This is a genomic window from Paraburkholderia sp. CHISQ3, assembly GCF_030464945.1.
GTDB lineage: Bacteria > Pseudomonadota > Gammaproteobacteria > Burkholderiales > Burkholderiaceae > Paraburkholderia > Paraburkholderia megapolitana.
This window is the reverse complement of the sequence record NZ_JALPRG010000004.1, coordinates 134,341-149,111: the sequence shown is the minus strand read 5'-3', so window position 1 is coordinate 149,111 and position 14,771 is coordinate 134,341. Positions and strand designations below refer to the sequence as shown.

The 14,771-nt window shown below is 61.9% G+C and carries 12 protein-coding genes; 6 read left to right on the top strand and 6 right to left on the bottom strand.

Annotated elements, in window-relative coordinates; translation table 11 throughout:
- The first annotated feature begins 17 nt into the window (after window positions 1-17).
- The 5 genes from M0D65_RS10565 (at window position 18) to M0D65_RS10545 (ending at window position 5,130) form a co-directional block, all read left to right on the top strand.
- Window positions 18-890: a LysR family transcriptional regulator gene (locus M0D65_RS10565; RefSeq protein ID WP_266252629.1), complete on the top strand. Its 873-nt coding sequence runs from the start codon at window positions 18-20 to the stop codon at window positions 888-890.
- A 136-nt stretch (window positions 891-1,026) separates the two neighbouring features.
- Window positions 1,027-2,217, top strand: coding sequence for a CaiB/BaiF CoA-transferase family protein (locus M0D65_RS10560; RefSeq protein WP_266252628.1), 1,191 nt, complete (start codon window positions 1,027-1,029; stop codon window positions 2,215-2,217).
- A gap of 15 nt (window positions 2,218-2,232) precedes the next feature.
- Window positions 2,233-3,207 (top strand): hydroxymethylglutaryl-CoA lyase, encoded by a 975-nt coding sequence (locus M0D65_RS10555; protein WP_266252627.1) that lies wholly within the window; start codon window positions 2,233-2,235, stop codon window positions 3,205-3,207.
- A 1-nt stretch (window position 3,208) separates the two neighbouring features.
- Window positions 3,209-3,595: a VOC family protein gene (locus M0D65_RS10550; RefSeq protein WP_096716520.1), complete on the top strand. Its 387-nt coding sequence runs from the start codon at window positions 3,209-3,211 to the stop codon at window positions 3,593-3,595.
- 74 nt (window positions 3,596-3,669) lie between these two features.
- The gene (locus M0D65_RS10545; protein WP_266252626.1) at window positions 3,670-5,130 is read left to right on the top strand and encodes an MFS transporter; all 1,461 of its coding nucleotides are present in this window, start codon (window positions 3,670-3,672) and stop codon (window positions 5,128-5,130) included.
- Window positions 5,131-5,196: 66 nt separating this feature from the next.
- Here M0D65_RS10545 and M0D65_RS10540 read toward each other — a convergent pair whose 3' ends face one another.
- Entirely contained in the window at window positions 5,197-6,123 is a 927-nt protein-coding gene (locus M0D65_RS10540; RefSeq protein ID WP_266252625.1) for a LysR family transcriptional regulator, read from the bottom strand.
- Window positions 6,124-6,353: 230 nt separating this feature from the next.
- Between M0D65_RS10540 and M0D65_RS10535 the strand changes: the two genes are divergently transcribed.
- Window positions 6,354-7,343, top strand: a complete 990-nt coding sequence (locus tag M0D65_RS10535; protein WP_266252624.1) for a D-2-hydroxyacid dehydrogenase — start codon at window positions 6,354-6,356, stop codon at window positions 7,341-7,343.
- A gap of 107 nt (window positions 7,344-7,450) precedes the next feature.
- On the opposite strand, the gene M0D65_RS10530 is transcribed toward M0D65_RS10535, so the two are convergent.
- From M0D65_RS10530 to hpnH, 5 genes are all read right to left on the bottom strand, one after another.
- Complete coding sequence (locus M0D65_RS10530; protein WP_266252948.1) at window positions 7,451-8,641, bottom strand: porin; 1,191 nt, start codon at window positions 8,639-8,641, stop codon at window positions 7,451-7,453.
- A 162-nt stretch (window positions 8,642-8,803) separates the two neighbouring features.
- Window positions 8,804-10,219, bottom strand: a complete 1,416-nt coding sequence (locus tag M0D65_RS10525) for an alginate lyase family protein (protein WP_266252623.1) — start codon at window positions 10,217-10,219, stop codon at window positions 8,804-8,806.
- Between the two features lie 179 nt (window positions 10,220-10,398).
- Complete coding sequence (locus tag M0D65_RS10520; RefSeq protein ID WP_266252622.1) at window positions 10,399-11,688, bottom strand: MFS transporter; 1,290 nt, start codon at window positions 11,686-11,688, stop codon at window positions 10,399-10,401.
- A 502-nt stretch (window positions 11,689-12,190) separates the two neighbouring features.
- Entirely contained in the window at window positions 12,191-12,688 is a 498-nt protein-coding gene (locus M0D65_RS10515) for a hypothetical protein (RefSeq protein WP_266252621.1), read from the bottom strand.
- Window positions 12,689-12,830: 142 nt separating this feature from the next.
- The gene (gene hpnH / locus M0D65_RS10510; protein WP_266252620.1) at window positions 12,831-14,429 is read right to left on the bottom strand and encodes an adenosyl-hopene transferase HpnH; all 1,599 of its coding nucleotides are present in this window, start codon (window positions 14,427-14,429) and stop codon (window positions 12,831-12,833) included.
- Between the last annotated feature and the right edge of the window lie 342 nt (window positions 14,430-14,771).

Here is a 14,771-nt window from a genome sequence, read left to right as displayed (position 1 = left end):
TACATATTTAAACTATCATGGAACTCCGCCATCTTCGATATTTCGTGGCCGTCGCGGCTGAAGGTAACGTCACGCGTGCGGCTGAAAGTCTTGGGATCGGGCAACCGCCACTGAGCCAGCAGATCAAGTCGCTCGAACGGGAGCTCGGCGTCCAGTTGTTTCGCCGCACCGCGCACGGCGTTAACCTGACAGATGCAGGCAACGCTTTTCTCATCGAGGCAAAGCTTGTTCTCGCGGATGCGGAGCGCGCCATATACGTGGCGAGGCGCGCCGACCGCGGCGAAACTGGGCGTCTTCGTCTGGGCTTCACGGGCTCAGCTGCGTTCAATCCTGTCGTGCCCACCACGATCCATCGTTTCCAGCGCGCGTATCCGGAAGTCGAGTTGACGCTGGAGGAAGCGAACACACCGGTCTTGCTTCGCGGATTACTCGACGGCCAGCTTGACGCGGTGTTTCTGCGGCCGGGCGGCGAACAACCAGAGGGCATCGGATTGCATCGCTTCCCGGACGAGCCGATGAAAATAGTATTGCCCTCGAGTCATCCGCTGGCCGCCGAGAAACGGTTACCGCTGACTGCTCTCAGGAATGAGAATTTCGTGCTCGTCCCCGGCCCGGCCGGTATTGCCCTCTATGACGAAATTGTGCGGGCGTGCGGCAAAGTAGGCTTTAGTCCGAAGTTGACGCAGCCTGCGCCGCAGATTGCATCGGTGGTCAGTCTCGTTGCGGCCGGATTAGGCGTATCGATCGTACCGGCGGCGATTACGCAGGTTCGTATGAAAGGCGTGCGCTATCTGGACGTGCAGGGGAGCGCCCTGCGAGCCCGGCTGGCGCTCGCCTGGCGACTGGAGGACGATTCCCCGGCATTGCGAAACCTGAAAGCGTTCGTGTAAGCGAGTTCGGCGGCAGAGCGACCGCGTTCCTCGTGACTTTCCCGCCAGGAAAGGATGCTTGATGATCCATCGATTATCGCGTCCGCGGAAATCCTGCAACATGGCCGTCATAAAGTCGACAGACGGAGACACGGTGATGAAGCGGCCTTTGGAAGGAATTCGGGTACTCGAGATGGGGCAACTCATCGCCGGACCGTTCGCCGGGAAAATGCTGGCGGAGTTTGGCGCCGACGTGATCAAGATCGAGCCGCCAGGAACCGGCGACCCGCTGCGTAAATGGCGCCTGCTGCATGAAGGCACGTCTGTCTGGTGGGCGGTGCAGTCCCGCAACAAGAAATCCGTCACGCTCGACCTGCGTTCCACCGAAGGCCAGGAAGTCGCGCGCCAACTGATCGCGCAAAGCGATGTACTGATCGAGAACTTTCGCCCAGGCACACTTGAAGGCTGGAACCTCGGCTGGGGCGAGCTGCAACAGATCAACCCCGGTCTCATCATGCTGCGCGTCTCCGGATACGGACAGTCCGGGCCCTACCGCGACCGGCCCGGCTTCGGCGTCGTCGCGGAAGCGATGGGGGGATTGCGGCATCTGACCGGCGAACCGGGCCGCACGCCTGTGCGCGTCGGCGTCTCGCTCGGCGACTCACTCTCGGCACTACACGGCGTGATCGGCATCCTGCTGGCGCTGCGGCATCGGGAGCAACAGGACGGCCAGGGACAGGTGGTCGACGTTGCGCTCTACGAGTCTGTCTTCAACATGATGGAGAGCCTGCTTCCCGAGTATTCGGCATTCGGTGTCGTTCGCGAGTCCGCCGGCAGCAGCTTGCCCGGCATCGCACCGACCAATGCGTATCAGTGCCGCGACGGCAAATACGCGCTGATCGCCGGTAACGGCGACAGCATCTTTCTCAGACTCATGGAATTGATCGGCCGATCCGATCTCGGCGACGACCCGGCTCTCGCACAGAACGACGGCCGCGTGAAGCACGTGGAGCGCATCGACGCCGCGATCGGCGAATGGACGGCCCAGCGTTCTCTCGAGGACGTGCTTGCCGCGCTCAACGAAATGAAGATTCCCGCCGGCCGCATCTACGACGTCGCCGACATCGCGGCCGACCCGCACTACAAGGCACGCGGAATGATTGTGGATGCCCAGCTCCCGGACGGGACACCGATCCAGGTACCCGGCATCGTACCGAAGTTGAGCGCGACGCCGGGTGCGATCGTCCATGCCGCGCCGGCACTCGGCGACCACACCGACGAAGTGCTCGGCGCTCTGGGCATCGATGCCGACACCCGCGCCGCATGGCGCGCGCGCAGCGTGATCTAGCAAGGAGCCCACGATATGTCGACAGCACACAAGAAACTCTACCTCCACGAAGTCGCCACGCGCGACGGCTTTCAGAACGAAGCGCGCTTCGTTGATACGGACGCGAAGATCGCACTGATCAATCGTCTGAGCCAGTGCGGTTTCGCGAAAATCGAAGTCACCTCGTTCACTTCGCCCAAAGCCATCCCGGCACTGCGCGATGCCGAAGCGGTCATGCAGCAGATCACGCGCGTGCCGGGCGTGATCTATACGGTGCTCGTGCCCAACCTGCGCGGTGCGGAGCGTGCGCTGTCGAGCGGCGTCGATGAGGTCAACCTAGTGATGTCGGTGAGCGAAAGCCACAACCGGACCAATCTGCGCATGACACGCGAGCAGTCTTTTGCCCAGCTTGCCGACGTCGTTGCGCTCGTGCGCCAGACAGAAGTTGCCATCAATGTGTCGCTGTCCACCGCAATGGGCTGCCCGATGGAAGGCGACGTGCCAGCTGCGGAAGTGCTCGGCTGGATGGGGCGCTTCGCCGATCTCGGCGTCCATGGCATCACGTTGTGCGATACGACGGGTATGGCTTTCCCATCGCAGGTCGGTGAGCTTTGCCGCAAGGCGAGCGCGGCCTTTCCCCAGCTCGAACTGACGTTGCATTTCCACAATACCCGCGGCATGGCGCTCGCCAACACGCTTGCGGCGCTCGATGCGGGTATCGATCGATTCGATGCCTCGCTCGGCGGGCTCGGCGGTTGCCCTTACGCGCCCGGTGCGACCGGCAACGTCTGCACGGAAGAACTCGTGCATATGCTGGAACTCGACGGATACGACAGCGGCGTCGATCTTGCCGCGCTACTCGACGCAGCGACGCTTCTACCGGATCTGATCGGTCATGACGTTCCGAGCCAGTTACTGAAGGCCGGTCGCCGTCTCGATCTTCACCCAATGCCCGCCACCGCAGGCGATGGCATTCCCGAACAACGCGCATTCGCGCAGCAAGGAGCATGAAATGGCTTTGATTGACCATCTTGATCACCTCGTTCTCACATGTGTGGACCCCGAGGCAACGAAAGACTTCTACACCCGCGTGCTGCAGATGGAACTGGAAACGTTTGGCGCTGGCCGGACGGCATTCCGCTTCGGCAACCAGAAGATCAATCTGCACGTACGCGGCGCGGAATTCGAGCCCAAGGCGCATGTGCCCGTACCTGGGGCGCTCGATCTCTGCTTTATCGCCACCGTTCCGCTCGATGATGTCATCGCCCATCTGAACCGGATGGAATGGCCCATCATCGAAGGCCCTGTCGCGCGTACGGGTGCGACGCAGAAAATCCGTTCGGTCTACGTGCGCGACCCTGATCTGAACCTGATTGAGATTTCCGAACTCTCGAAATAGCAGCACAGCCGCCGCTTTTGCACCGGGGCAAAGACCCCGGGCAGTACAGACGTACCCATACTTATCAAGGAGACATGATGGGCATCAATCCGCTCGATCTGCGCGGCGACGTGGCCGCGAACGTCACGCTACCGCTCGCTGGCGACAGCGACGCGCACGGCTCGGTCTATCACAGCGCCCATGGGGCGACGCTCGGCAGCGTGATGGACGACATGCCGGTCGGCGCATTACACCGGTTCGTCGTCTGGGTCGTCGGTATTGGCCTTTTCTTCGATATGTACGAGATATTTCTCGTCAGTTCGATCGGGTCTGCGCTGCAACACGAGTTCGGCATCAACCGGCAAAGCGCCGATTTCAAGCTGCTGCTGGCGTCGGCCTTCATTGGCATGTTCTTCGGTTCGCTGTGCCTCGGCAGCCTTGCCGATCGCATTGGTCGCCGCAAGGCATTCGTTTTCAGTCTCGTCTGGTACAGCGCCTTCTCATTGATCGGCGCATTGTCAGTCGATGCCAGCATGCTCGTGATCAGCCGGCTTCTCACCGGCATCGGTGTGGGCGCGATCTACCCGATCGCGGACAGCTACCTGTCCGAAATCCTGCCGAAGGAGCGCAGAGGCCGGCTGGCCGCATGGGCCTACACCACGTCTTACGTTGCAGTGCCGCTGGTGGGTTTTCTCGCGGTCTGGCTCAATCCGCTGCAGTTCGGAAACATCGCGGGATGGCGCATCATTCTTGCCATCGGCAGTCTGGGTGCGGTGTTCGTGCTGTTCGTCCAGCACCGGCTGCCGGAAAGCCCGCGCTGGCTGCTGGCGCGCGGCCGCGTCGACGAAGCCCATGCGGAGTTGCGTCGTTTCGCTGATAGCGCCGGTATGCGCCTGCCCACCATCGTTGCCGAAGTGTCGGCCAGGCCGCGCTCGATGGGCATCGGCGAACGCATCGCCGAACTGCGACAGGCGCCCTACGGCAAGCGGTACCTGATGCTCGCCATCTTCCATCTGTTTCAGGCATTCGGTTACTACGGCTTCGGCACACTGGCCAGTACCGTGGTGAAAAGCAGGGGCTTCGACGTCACCGGTGGGACGCTATTCATGGCCCTGTCGTTTCTCGGTTATCCGGTCGGCTCGCTGCTGTCGATACCGCTGCTCAACTGGATCGAACGCCGCACACTCGTCATCACGGCCATCCTGGCGATCGCTGTGTTCGGTCTCGGCTTCGCGTATTCCGGCAACACGGTTCTGATCGTCACGTTCGGGGTGTTGACCACCTGCGCATCGAACGTGTTCAGCAACGCGTACCACGTCTACCAGGCCGAGATTTTTCCTGCGCGTGTGCGTTCTACCGCGATCGGTAGCACGTATGCGCTTTCGCGCATCATGAGCGGCGCGTTGCCATTCCTTCTGTTGCCGGTGTTGAATCAATATGGTCCGGGTGCCATGTTCGGCGTCATCTCGGTCGCACTCGCGATCGTGGCATGCGTGGTTCGCGTGCTGGGCCCGTTGACCACGCGACGCAGCCAGGACGAAATCAACCCGGTGTGAAGGCTGGAGGCAAACAAAGTCAGAATCCGCGCGCGGCACGGGAGGATCGCCGCCCGCGCAAACCAGTCAGAGCGAAGCACCCGTCGCCCAAGCGTCCGACTCGCCGGACAGGAAGTCGAACAGTCGGATGATCTCCGGCGCGGACGTGGCCGAATCACTCGCACCGACCCACAACGTCCGGGTCGCCCACGGATCCGTGAGTTTGATCATCCGCAACTTTGCGGCGACCAGCTCCGGTCTGATTGCCGCGCTCGGCAGAATGCCGATTCCGAGCCCGGCCTCGATCATGCGACAAATGCCGTCGAAGCTCGACATCTGAATCCTGACCTTGAGTGGCCGCCCGGCATCGAATGCTGCGTCGGTCATCCTTGCGAGCAACGAGCTGCCGGCATGCAGCCCGACGTAGTCCTCGTCGAGCGTCTGCGCGAAGCCGATTGCTTCTTCGTTCGCGAGTCGGTGAGCCCGTGGAACGAGCAACACCAGTTCGTCCTGCCGGTACGGGCGCCGTTCGATGCCGTGCGCCGGCACGTTGTCCGCGAACACGCCGAGATCGGCTTTTCCCGACTTCAGGGCTTCGACGATCTCGTTGCTCGACCGTTCTTCGAGACTGATCTTGATGGCCTGATTCGCATCGAGGAAGCGCGCGAGATCGACCGGAAGGAACTGGACGATGGACGATGTATTGGCCCACAAGCTCACGTGTCCTCGCACGCCGACGGCGTAATCGCTCATTTCGTTGGCCATACTGTTCACCCGATCGAGTACGCGACCCGCGTGCTCCAGCAGACCCCGTCCCGCTGCCGTCAGCTCGACGCCGCGCGGCCGGCGAATCAGCAACGTGCAATCCGTTACGCTCTCGAGGTCGGCGATGCGCTTACTGATTGCCGAGAGCGTCAACTGGCCATGCTCGGCCGCTTTCGTGAGGCTGCCGTGCTCGGCCACGAGCAGAAAAACTCTGAGGGACTGGAGGTCGAAGTGTGTCGGGTTGACCATTGCAGGAATTCAAGCGAGTGCGGTTCGGGTGGGTGACCGCACAAAGTCTACTCTGCCTGCTTCGAAGGTGATTCTACGAATCGCCAATCCTTTCCCGTTCGGCAAGCAGGGTGGAACAAGCGGCAACCGAACTATGCATGGACCTGTGCACAATGCCTTTCGCAGATGTTCGTCGTTGAGGTCGCGGCGCCTCACTGCCCGAATGCGTTTGTTCAACAGGAGATTCCGATATGCAAAGCGCCGCACGTCCTCTGCGAGTGGTCTTTCTCGACCGGGCGACGATTTCGCCACAGACGATATTAAAAGAGCTGCCGTTTCCGCACGAGTTCGAACTCTTCGACGGCACGACGACCGCGGAGGTCCCGTCACGCATCCAGTCCGCGGATATCGTCATCACCAACAAGGTACGCCTGACCGCGCACGATATCGCGGGCGCGAAGAACCTGAAGATGGTCGCCGTTGCAGCAACCGGCACCGATCATGTCGACCTGCAGGCTTGCGCCGCACGCGACGTGGTGGTGAGCAACATCAGGAACTACGCCATGCAAACGGTACCGGAGCATACGTTCGCGCTGATCTTCGCATTGCGCAGAAGCCTCGTCGCCTACCGTGACGCCGTGCGCACAGGGCGCTGGCTCGAGTCGGGCCAGTTCTGCTTCTTCGACTTTCCGATCAAAGATCTGAAGGGATCGACGCTCGGGATCATCGGCGATGGCGTGTTGGGTCGGGCCGTCGCCGACATCGGAAGGGCACTCGGCATGCGTGTGCTGTTCTCCGCATACAAGGACCGGACGGACATGGGGCCGCTGTACACGCCATTCGACGAACTGCTGCAACAGTCCGACGTCATCACCCTGCATTGCCCGCTGACGCCGGCCACGCGAAATCTGATCGGCGAACCTCAGTTCGCACTGATAGAGCGGGGAGGGCGGCGGCCACTGATCGTGAATACCGCCCGCGGGGGCCTCGTCGATGAACCTGCCGTGGTTGCCGCGTTGAAGGCCGGTCATATTGCTGGCGTAGGGTTCGATGTTGTCACAATGGAACCGCTACCGGCAGACCATCCATTCAATGAGGTGCTCGACCACCCGGCGTTTATCCTGACTCCTCACGTGGCCTGGGCAAGCGACGAGGCCGTCCAGTGTCTCGCCGATCAGTTGATTGGCAATATCGTGGCGTTCGTCGAGGGCAGGCTCGCTCATGTCGTCACGCCGCACTAGCGCATGGCGACACGAGGCGGAGATTGGTTCATTTAGCTTTGGACTTGCTAGCGGTGCGACCAGAGTCGCCTGATTCTGGTCAGCCAGACCCGGAAGTCCAACGCCGTCTAGAAGCGATGAATGATGCCCACGCCCGCCGCAAACTGACTACGCGATGAAGCGGGAGAACTCTGATAACCGTCCCCGATGCTCGGGGTAGCGTTGATTTGCTGATTGACCGTAGCCGGGTTCAGTGAAGGCGTGCCAAGCGTCTTGCCGTTCGCGCGCTGGAACGCCTGCAACGCATACAGGCCTGTCCGCTTGGACAGCGAGTAGTACTCGGAGAGATTCACCTGCTGATACTGCGCCGGACTCGTAATACCGTTGGCTTTGGTCGCGCGCGTGTAGCTGTAGCCGGTCGCGAAGTCCCATGCGACGACGGGCTTCCAGTGCAGCACCGCGCCTGCTGTGTTGAAGATTGCCGAATCGGTGAAGCGTGAATTGACGCCGGGAATGTACTGGACATTCGAGTAGGACACCGAGATGTCCCACGCGTTATTGAACTTGTAGCCGCCCGTCACTGCAAAGCGCTGCTGTGACTGCGCGTCCTGGTAACCGTTGGTCACGGCCGAGATCCCCGATTCGCCGCCGCTGTTCATCGTCGAGTCGCTGCCCCATGGGCCGCCGCCGATGGTCGAATTCTTCGTGCGTACGAAACCCGCTGCAATGCCGAACGGACCGTTGACGTACTGCAGCGCGCCGCTCCACGTCGAGCCTTGCGACAGCGTGCCTGGCACGCCCGCCAGCGAGTACGACGCGCTGAACACGAGCCCGCTAATGTTCGGTGACGTGTACATCAGCGTGTTGTTCGCGCGGTACAGCGTATCGAGCGAATCGAGGTCGCCCGGATGCGCGCCGTAGTAACCCGTGAGCCAGGTAGTCGGGCTATACGGCGAGAGCAGCAGGAAATAAGGCGTGTATTGCCGGCCCGCCGTGAGCGTACCGTACGTCGCATTGCTCAAACCGACCCATGCCTGGCGTCCAAACAACGCGTTCGTGTATTGCGCACCGCCGGTGTTCACGTTGAAACCCGACTCGAGCTGGAAGACCGCCTTCGTACCGCCGCCAAGATCTTCGCTGCCTTTGAGCCCGAAGCGACTGCCCGCCCACACACCCGAGCCGAGCTTGACGCTGGAGCGGCCACCCGAGGTCGAACCGAGCGACGTCTGGCTGCTTTGCCAGGAGATCGAGTCGTCGAGGATCCCGTACAGTGTCACGCTGCTTTGCGCGTGGGCAAGCAGCGGCAGCGTGCCGAGCATCGCGCCGACGCACAGGCTATGGAAGCGCGGCGTGCGGCTCGCTACGTTCGGTTTGCCGGTCGGGACGGACCGGCTGTGGTGTTGTTGTCGTCTGCTCATTGTCGTGCTTTCCTTTTTTGTCGGTGGGAAATGCGTGCGAGTTATATCGGTCGAGGACGTGTGTCAGCTCGTCGTCGTGATCGGCCATTGCAGCCAGCTCACGGCGTCGGGGAGGTGGTTGCTCACCGCATCGAGCGCGGCTGTCAGTTGCGGGGTCGCGCCGTATAGCAGTACGGCCTGCTGCAGCACCGGCAGCACGCCGTCGAATTCGTTGCCATCGCCGTCGTACTCGATGCCGGTCAAATCCTGGTACGGCCAGCTCGATGGATTCGCCACGTAGGGCGCAAGGAATGCGACCGATGCCTGGAGCGATTGCGGACTACCCGCAACGGCGGACGCGTGCGCAATGTCCACCTTCGCCGCCGCACCGTATTTGGCGAGTCGCAGGAACGCCACGAGGTTGAATACGCTGTAGTGAAACGGCCGGGTGCGCGACAGTTCCAGCGGCTCCTTGCCGGTGCTGTCGAACTGTGTCGGCAGCAGTTTGGTCAGCGCATGATTGAGCGCGTTCTGTGCGGTCGCGGTGTCGCCGGTGAAGAGTGCGAGGTTCGTAACCTGTGCGTCGTAGAACGTGCCGTGATTGTTGGGCGCCGCGGCTTCGTCGGTGCCGTTGCTGCTGGTCAGAAGCCAGTTCAGGTAATCCGCGAACCACAGGTTCAGCGCGCTCAGGTCGCTTGCACTGAGCACATTCGATGAAGCGAGCAGACCGATACCGTCGGTGATCTGCCAGAAGTTGCGGGTGTCGATGATGCCGATGCCGCGACCGCTCGTCACACCCGGAATACCCTGACCGTAGTTGAGATTCGGGTTCATGCGCGTCGTCGGGTCGATGAACCAGGTGCGCAGCAACGATGCGGCCTTGTCGGCATAGCGCGCATCGCCGCCGAGAAACCACGCGGTGGTCAGCGTGCCGATGGCCGAACAGAACGCCTGCATCCGCACTGAATCCGAATCGTTGTTCTTCGACGATGGATTGATCTGGCCGTCGCGCTGGATATACGGCAAGCCATTGGGTTTGGTGGGATCGGGCCACCAGTACGGCGCGAGGCTTAGGTAGTCGTGCTTGTCGCCGCTTGGAGGCACCATGTTCTTGTCGACGACCGAGAACGGCGCCAGTTGAAGCGCAGCATTGGCGCTCGCGAGCAGGGCGGACCAGGACGTTTGCAGCGACGCGTTGCCGGCGGCGACGAGTTGCTTTGCCTTGAGCATTTCGTTTGCGTCGAGCGTAAAGACGACCGGTGGCGTGGGTGCTGCGGGTGGCGGTGTAACTGGCGGTGTGCTCTGCGATCCGGTCGCCGACGATGCGCTCGCCGACGGCGTCGCATCGATGCCGCCGCAGCCGTACAACAGCAGACCGAGCGAGCCGGCGCCGAGCGCGGCAAGCGTGCGGCGCCGCGCCGCGAGCGATGGAGCAACAGTCACAGCGTTAGAGCCGGCAGTGGAAAATGCGGGTCGTTGATCGCGACGCGGATGACGCATGAGCTTCTCCTGATGAGAACGCGCGACGAACCCCGTCCCGGACCGGCTCGGCATCGATGCGGAGCGTCCAGCTACACGATTCGTTTGACGAAGCCGGTCCCAGCCGCGAAGCGTTGACAGCTTGCGCGCCAGAAACGGGCGGTGAGTAACGGCGGACCGCGCGGTCCGCCGCGAGACGGTTATGCGTTGACGGGTTTGCCCACGGGTGCAAGCGCACGCGTAACGGTCGGCCTGACCAGCGACCAGATCAGCGCGACTCCAATCAGATCGCCGAAACCCAGCGCGACGAAGAATGGCGTGTAGCCGATCGTCGCGACGAGTGCGCCCATTGTCAGTGTGAAGAGCAGGTTGCCGATGCCGGCCGCCAGCGCCGCGAAGCCGGTGACGGTAGCCACTTCCTGCTTCGGGAAGAGATCGGCGGACATCGAGATGACGGTGACCGACAGGGTCTGGTGAGCGAAGCCGCCGAGGCACAGCAGGAAGATCGCCATCCCCGGGTCCTTCACGTAACCGACGCCGACCATCGAGATCATGATCACCGCGCCGATCGTGAAGACGATCCGCTTGCCGTTCAGGATCGCGATGTTGAAGCGCCGGTTCAGAAACATCGAGATCGTGCCGCCCATCATGCAACCGACGTCTGCTGCGACGAACGGCAACCATGCGGTCATGGCAATCGCCTTCAGATCGAAGCCGCGCGCCTGGTGCAGATAGAGCGGCATCCAGAACACGAGCGTGCCCCACACGGGGTCGGCGAAGAAACGCGGCAGTGCGATGCCCCAGAAATTGCGCTGCTTGAAGATGCGGCTAAGGCGCGGACGATCGCCGTCCGGTACCGGCACGACGCGCTCGTCGCCGGCGATATAGGCGGCTTCCTCCTGGGACAGCGCCTTGTGCTCGCTTGGATGCCGGTATAGCGCGAGCCACAGCACGGCCCACACGAGGCCGAGCGCACCGGCGATCACGAAAGCGGTTTGCCAGTTGTAGCGCAGGATCGACCACGCGATGAGCGGCGGCGCGGCAATCGCACCCACCGATGTGCCGATGTTGAAGACGCCCGCTGCGATCCCACGTTCGTGCGCGGGAAACCAGAATGCCGCGGCGCGCATGCCGGCGGGAATAAACGACGCTTCGACGAGACCGAGCATGCCGCGCAGCACGAAGAGCCCGACCCAGCCGTTCGCCAAACCGTGCGCCATACATACGATGGACCACAACACGCCGCACAGCAGAAAACCAAAGCGCAGACCGACGCGGTCCATCAGATAACCGGTGAGCGGACCGCCGATCGGATACATCACGAGGAACGCACCGGTGATCCAGCCGTATTGCGCGGTGGTGATGTGCAGGTCCTGCATGACCGTGGGCGCGGCGACGCTGAGCGAACTGCGCGCGAGGTAGTTCATCACGGTCCCGAGCGTGAGCAGGCCGATCATCCACCAGCGAAGGCCCTTTATCTTGTGCGCCATGTGTTGTGTGTCTCCGTGTGTTTTCTATGAGGGGCACTCTTGCGGCCACACGTACCGGGGCAGAAGAACCGGGAGCATGACTCGACTGGGGTCATGCTAAGTCATACGATGTCCGGAGACAATAGTGATGGTGTCAGGGTTTACACGACGAATATTTAGCGTAAATTCGGCACTTTTTCTCATAACTACGCCTCATGGACTCGTTTTTGGCCGAAATGAGTCAGACAAGATGGCGTGTGTGCCATATTTAGATAAGACGTCGTATGACATCTTGAGTCGCGGAAGACAAATCTGGAGGGGTTTACTGCGATCGGATAACGGCAGATTCTCGAGGTGTTTTTATTGTTTTGTGGCGCAGGCGCAGACGCGCCGGTGTCGCGCGCGGCGTGATGGTCTGTCTGGCGGGGGAAATGGAAGGCGGGCGAAGCGCGGATTGCAGGCGAATTGCGGGCAAGCGGAATCTCGTACCCGGTAGCGGCGTGTCTCTTTCGCGCGATGCCGCTCAGGCCATCGAGGCCGTTTGACCTTCGGCGATCTTCGCGTCCTGCGCGAGCCTTCGCCAGTTTTTCGCGGCATAGGCATGAGCCTGGCGCAATGCGGCCCACAGGCCGACGAGTCGCAGCACTTTCAGCAGGCCGGTGGCCTCGAATTCGGTCGTGCGGCGCACGAGAGTACGGTTGCCGTCGAGCGCTTCGAGCGTGAAGGTATCGATCAGTTTGCCGACCCATTCACGGCACCACACCGTGCTTTGCTGCATCTGATATTGCAGCAGCCAGTTGGGCTCGAGTTGCAGGATGCGCTGGTCGATCGTGCCGCGGTCGGTGGTGCACTGGCGCGTGTTGCCGACTGCCGCCACGCCTTCAAGCACACGACAGCTCATCGGCTTCGGAATGCCGAACCAGAACAGTAGTGGGCGGGACGAGTCCATCTGGGCGTGCAGAAAGTGCGGCCACACGTGCTGCGGCTGGCACTCAAAAATCCATTGCGATTCGATCTTCATGACAGGATCCCCTTGGCGTCCGATGGCGTTTTAGCAGCAGGCATCCGCCGATGCGGTCTGCCTGCCGTGTGCTACAAGCCGAGCCAGGGGTGCCAGGGGTGAGGAAGCGCCAGAGTTGCAAACCCTGACGCTCCCACGGGCATTACTCGCCCAGGTACTCCGGCTCGATCTGGATGTTCTTCTCACCCGCCGCCTTCTTCTCCCAGTAGCGCTTGACCCACGACTCGAAGGTCTTGCCGGCCGCCGTATCCTTGCCCGTAAAGCCGAGCACGGCGATGTCCGCATACGGAATCACTTCCTTCGTCTGCGTGCCGGTCGGAATGATCCGTACGAAGCAGTCCTTGAAAGCCGCACCGTATTGCCGGTCGTACAGATAACCTTTCACCACGACGCCGCTCTTGCGCGTGATCGTCACGTCGCCGCGATAATCGAAGGCTTTTTCGAGCGCTTCGCGTACTTCGGCTTCGGTCGTGAGCGGCGGCGTCCAACCTTCGAGCTTTTCGTGCACCGTGCCCTCGGCGGTTTCCATCTGGTCGGGATTGACCGGAGCCGGCGCGGGTGTGCTGGCAACCACGGCGGCAACCGGTTCGACCGGCTGGGCGGTTTGAGCCGCGCCGGCAGCATCGGCAACCTGAGCGGCGCGCGGCGGCGTGGGGACGAACACCATCGGAACTTCACGCGACGGGGACTTCCAGCCGGCGAGTATTTCGTTCGCTTCCGGGTCCTTGTAGCTATTGAGTACCATCGCCTTGACGGTCTGGAACAGCCCCTTGAACGAACCGAACGTGTAGTTCACGCCGCTCGCTTCGTAGCCCGAGTGCACCATACAGTTCGCGCATTTCGGATTGCCGCTCTCGGTGCCGTATTCGGACCACTTCACGCTTTCCATCAACTCGTCGAAGGTGTCCGCATAGCCGTCCTGCAGCAGGTAGCACGGCTTCTGCCAACCGAAGATGCTGTAAGTCGGCATGCCCCACGGCGTGCAGGTGAGCTGCTTCTTGCCCATCAGGAATTCCATGAAGATGGGCGATGCATTGAAGCGCCAGCTCTTTTTACGGTTCGACAGGATCGCGCGGAACAGCTTCTTCGAACGGGCGCGGCCGAGGAAGTGCTTCTGGTCCGGTGCCTTGTCGTACGTGTAGCCCGGCGACACCATCATGCTTTCCACGCCCGCCGTCATCATTTCGTCGAAGTGCAGACGTACGCTGTTCGGATCGGCGCCGTCGAACAGCGTCGTATTGGTCGTGACGCGGAAGCCCGCTGCGACCGCGGCGCGCACGCCTTCCATCGCGATGTCGTAGCCACCTTCGCGGCACACCGCGAAATCGTGGTGCTCGCGCTGACCGTCGACGTGGACCGAGAACGACAGGTACTTGCTCGGCTTGAACAGATGCAGTTGCTTCGCGAGCAGCAGGGCGTTCGTGCACATGTACACGTACTTCTTGCGTGCCACGAGCCCAGCGACGATTTCCGGCATCTGCGGATGCAGCAGCGGTTCGCCGCCTGGAATCGCGACCATCGGCGTGCCGCATTCCTCGACGGCCTTGAAGCATTGCTCGGGGGTGAGTTCCGACTTCAGCACGTGGGCCGGGTACTGGATCTTGCCGCAGCCCGCGCAGGCCAGATTGCAGCGCATCAACGGCTCGAGCATGAGAACGAGCGGATAACGGCTGCGGCGCAATAATTTTTGCTTCAGGACATAGGTGGCAACCGTCCATGCCTGTGAAATTGGCACTGCCATGCTGGGAATTCTCCTCAATAACCGTGTCACGCCGCCCCGGTGACCCCGGCGGCTGTACTCAATAGATCGTTTCGCGCCGGTAACAGGCGCGATCTGCATATAAAAGACTCGATCTCCCGCGCAAAGGGCGGCTGGATCGATGTGGGTGCCGGGTGCGTCGCCGGACCTGGATTTCTAGCTATCCCGAATCATCGCACAAACTGGGGTTTCCGTTCGGCCGGCCGGGCGTCGGCGGCCATTGGCGCGGGCGGGATCGATCGGCTTGTGGGCAACCCGAGCGATTCGCTCTGAGGGCTCATCCAGCGTCGTCGCCCGCGGCGTCTGCCGGTGTAAGGCGGCGTG

What these genes read in the sequence shown, in the direction of transcription:
- M0D65_RS10545 (WP_266252626.1), top strand. Translation starts at nt 3,670, where the DNA reads ATGATGGGCATCAATCCGCTCGATCTGCGCGGCGACGTGGCCGCGAAC.
- M0D65_RS10525 (WP_266252623.1), bottom strand. Translation starts at nt 10,219, where the DNA reads ATGCGTCATCCGCGTCGCGATCAACGACCCGCATTTTCCACTGCCGGC.
- M0D65_RS10565 (WP_266252629.1), top strand. Translation starts at nt 18, where the DNA reads ATGGAACTCCGCCATCTTCGATATTTCGTGGCCGTCGCGGCTGAAGGT.
- hpnH (WP_266252620.1), bottom strand. Translation starts at nt 14,429, where the DNA reads ATGGCAGTGCCAATTTCACAGGCATGGACGGTTGCCACCTATGTCCTG.
- M0D65_RS10550 (WP_096716520.1), top strand. Translation starts at nt 3,209, where the DNA reads ATGGCTTTGATTGACCATCTTGATCACCTCGTTCTCACATGTGTGGAC.
- M0D65_RS10560 (WP_266252628.1), top strand. Translation starts at nt 1,027, where the DNA reads ATGAAGCGGCCTTTGGAAGGAATTCGGGTACTCGAGATGGGGCAACTC.
- M0D65_RS10555 (WP_266252627.1), top strand. Translation starts at nt 2,233, where the DNA reads ATGTCGACAGCACACAAGAAACTCTACCTCCACGAAGTCGCCACGCGC.
- M0D65_RS10530 (WP_266252948.1), bottom strand. Translation starts at nt 8,641, where the DNA reads ATGCTCGGCACGCTGCCGCTGCTTGCCCACGCGCAAAGCAGCGTGACA.
- M0D65_RS10520 (WP_266252622.1), bottom strand. Translation starts at nt 11,688, where the DNA reads ATGGCGCACAAGATAAAGGGCCTTCGCTGGTGGATGATCGGCCTGCTC.
- M0D65_RS10535 (WP_266252624.1), top strand. Translation starts at nt 6,354, where the DNA reads ATGCAAAGCGCCGCACGTCCTCTGCGAGTGGTCTTTCTCGACCGGGCG.
- M0D65_RS10540 (WP_266252625.1), bottom strand. Translation starts at nt 6,123, where the DNA reads ATGGTCAACCCGACACACTTCGACCTCCAGTCCCTCAGAGTTTTTCTG.
- M0D65_RS10515 (WP_266252621.1), bottom strand. Translation starts at nt 12,688, where the DNA reads ATGAAGATCGAATCGCAATGGATTTTTGAGTGCCAGCCGCAGCACGTG.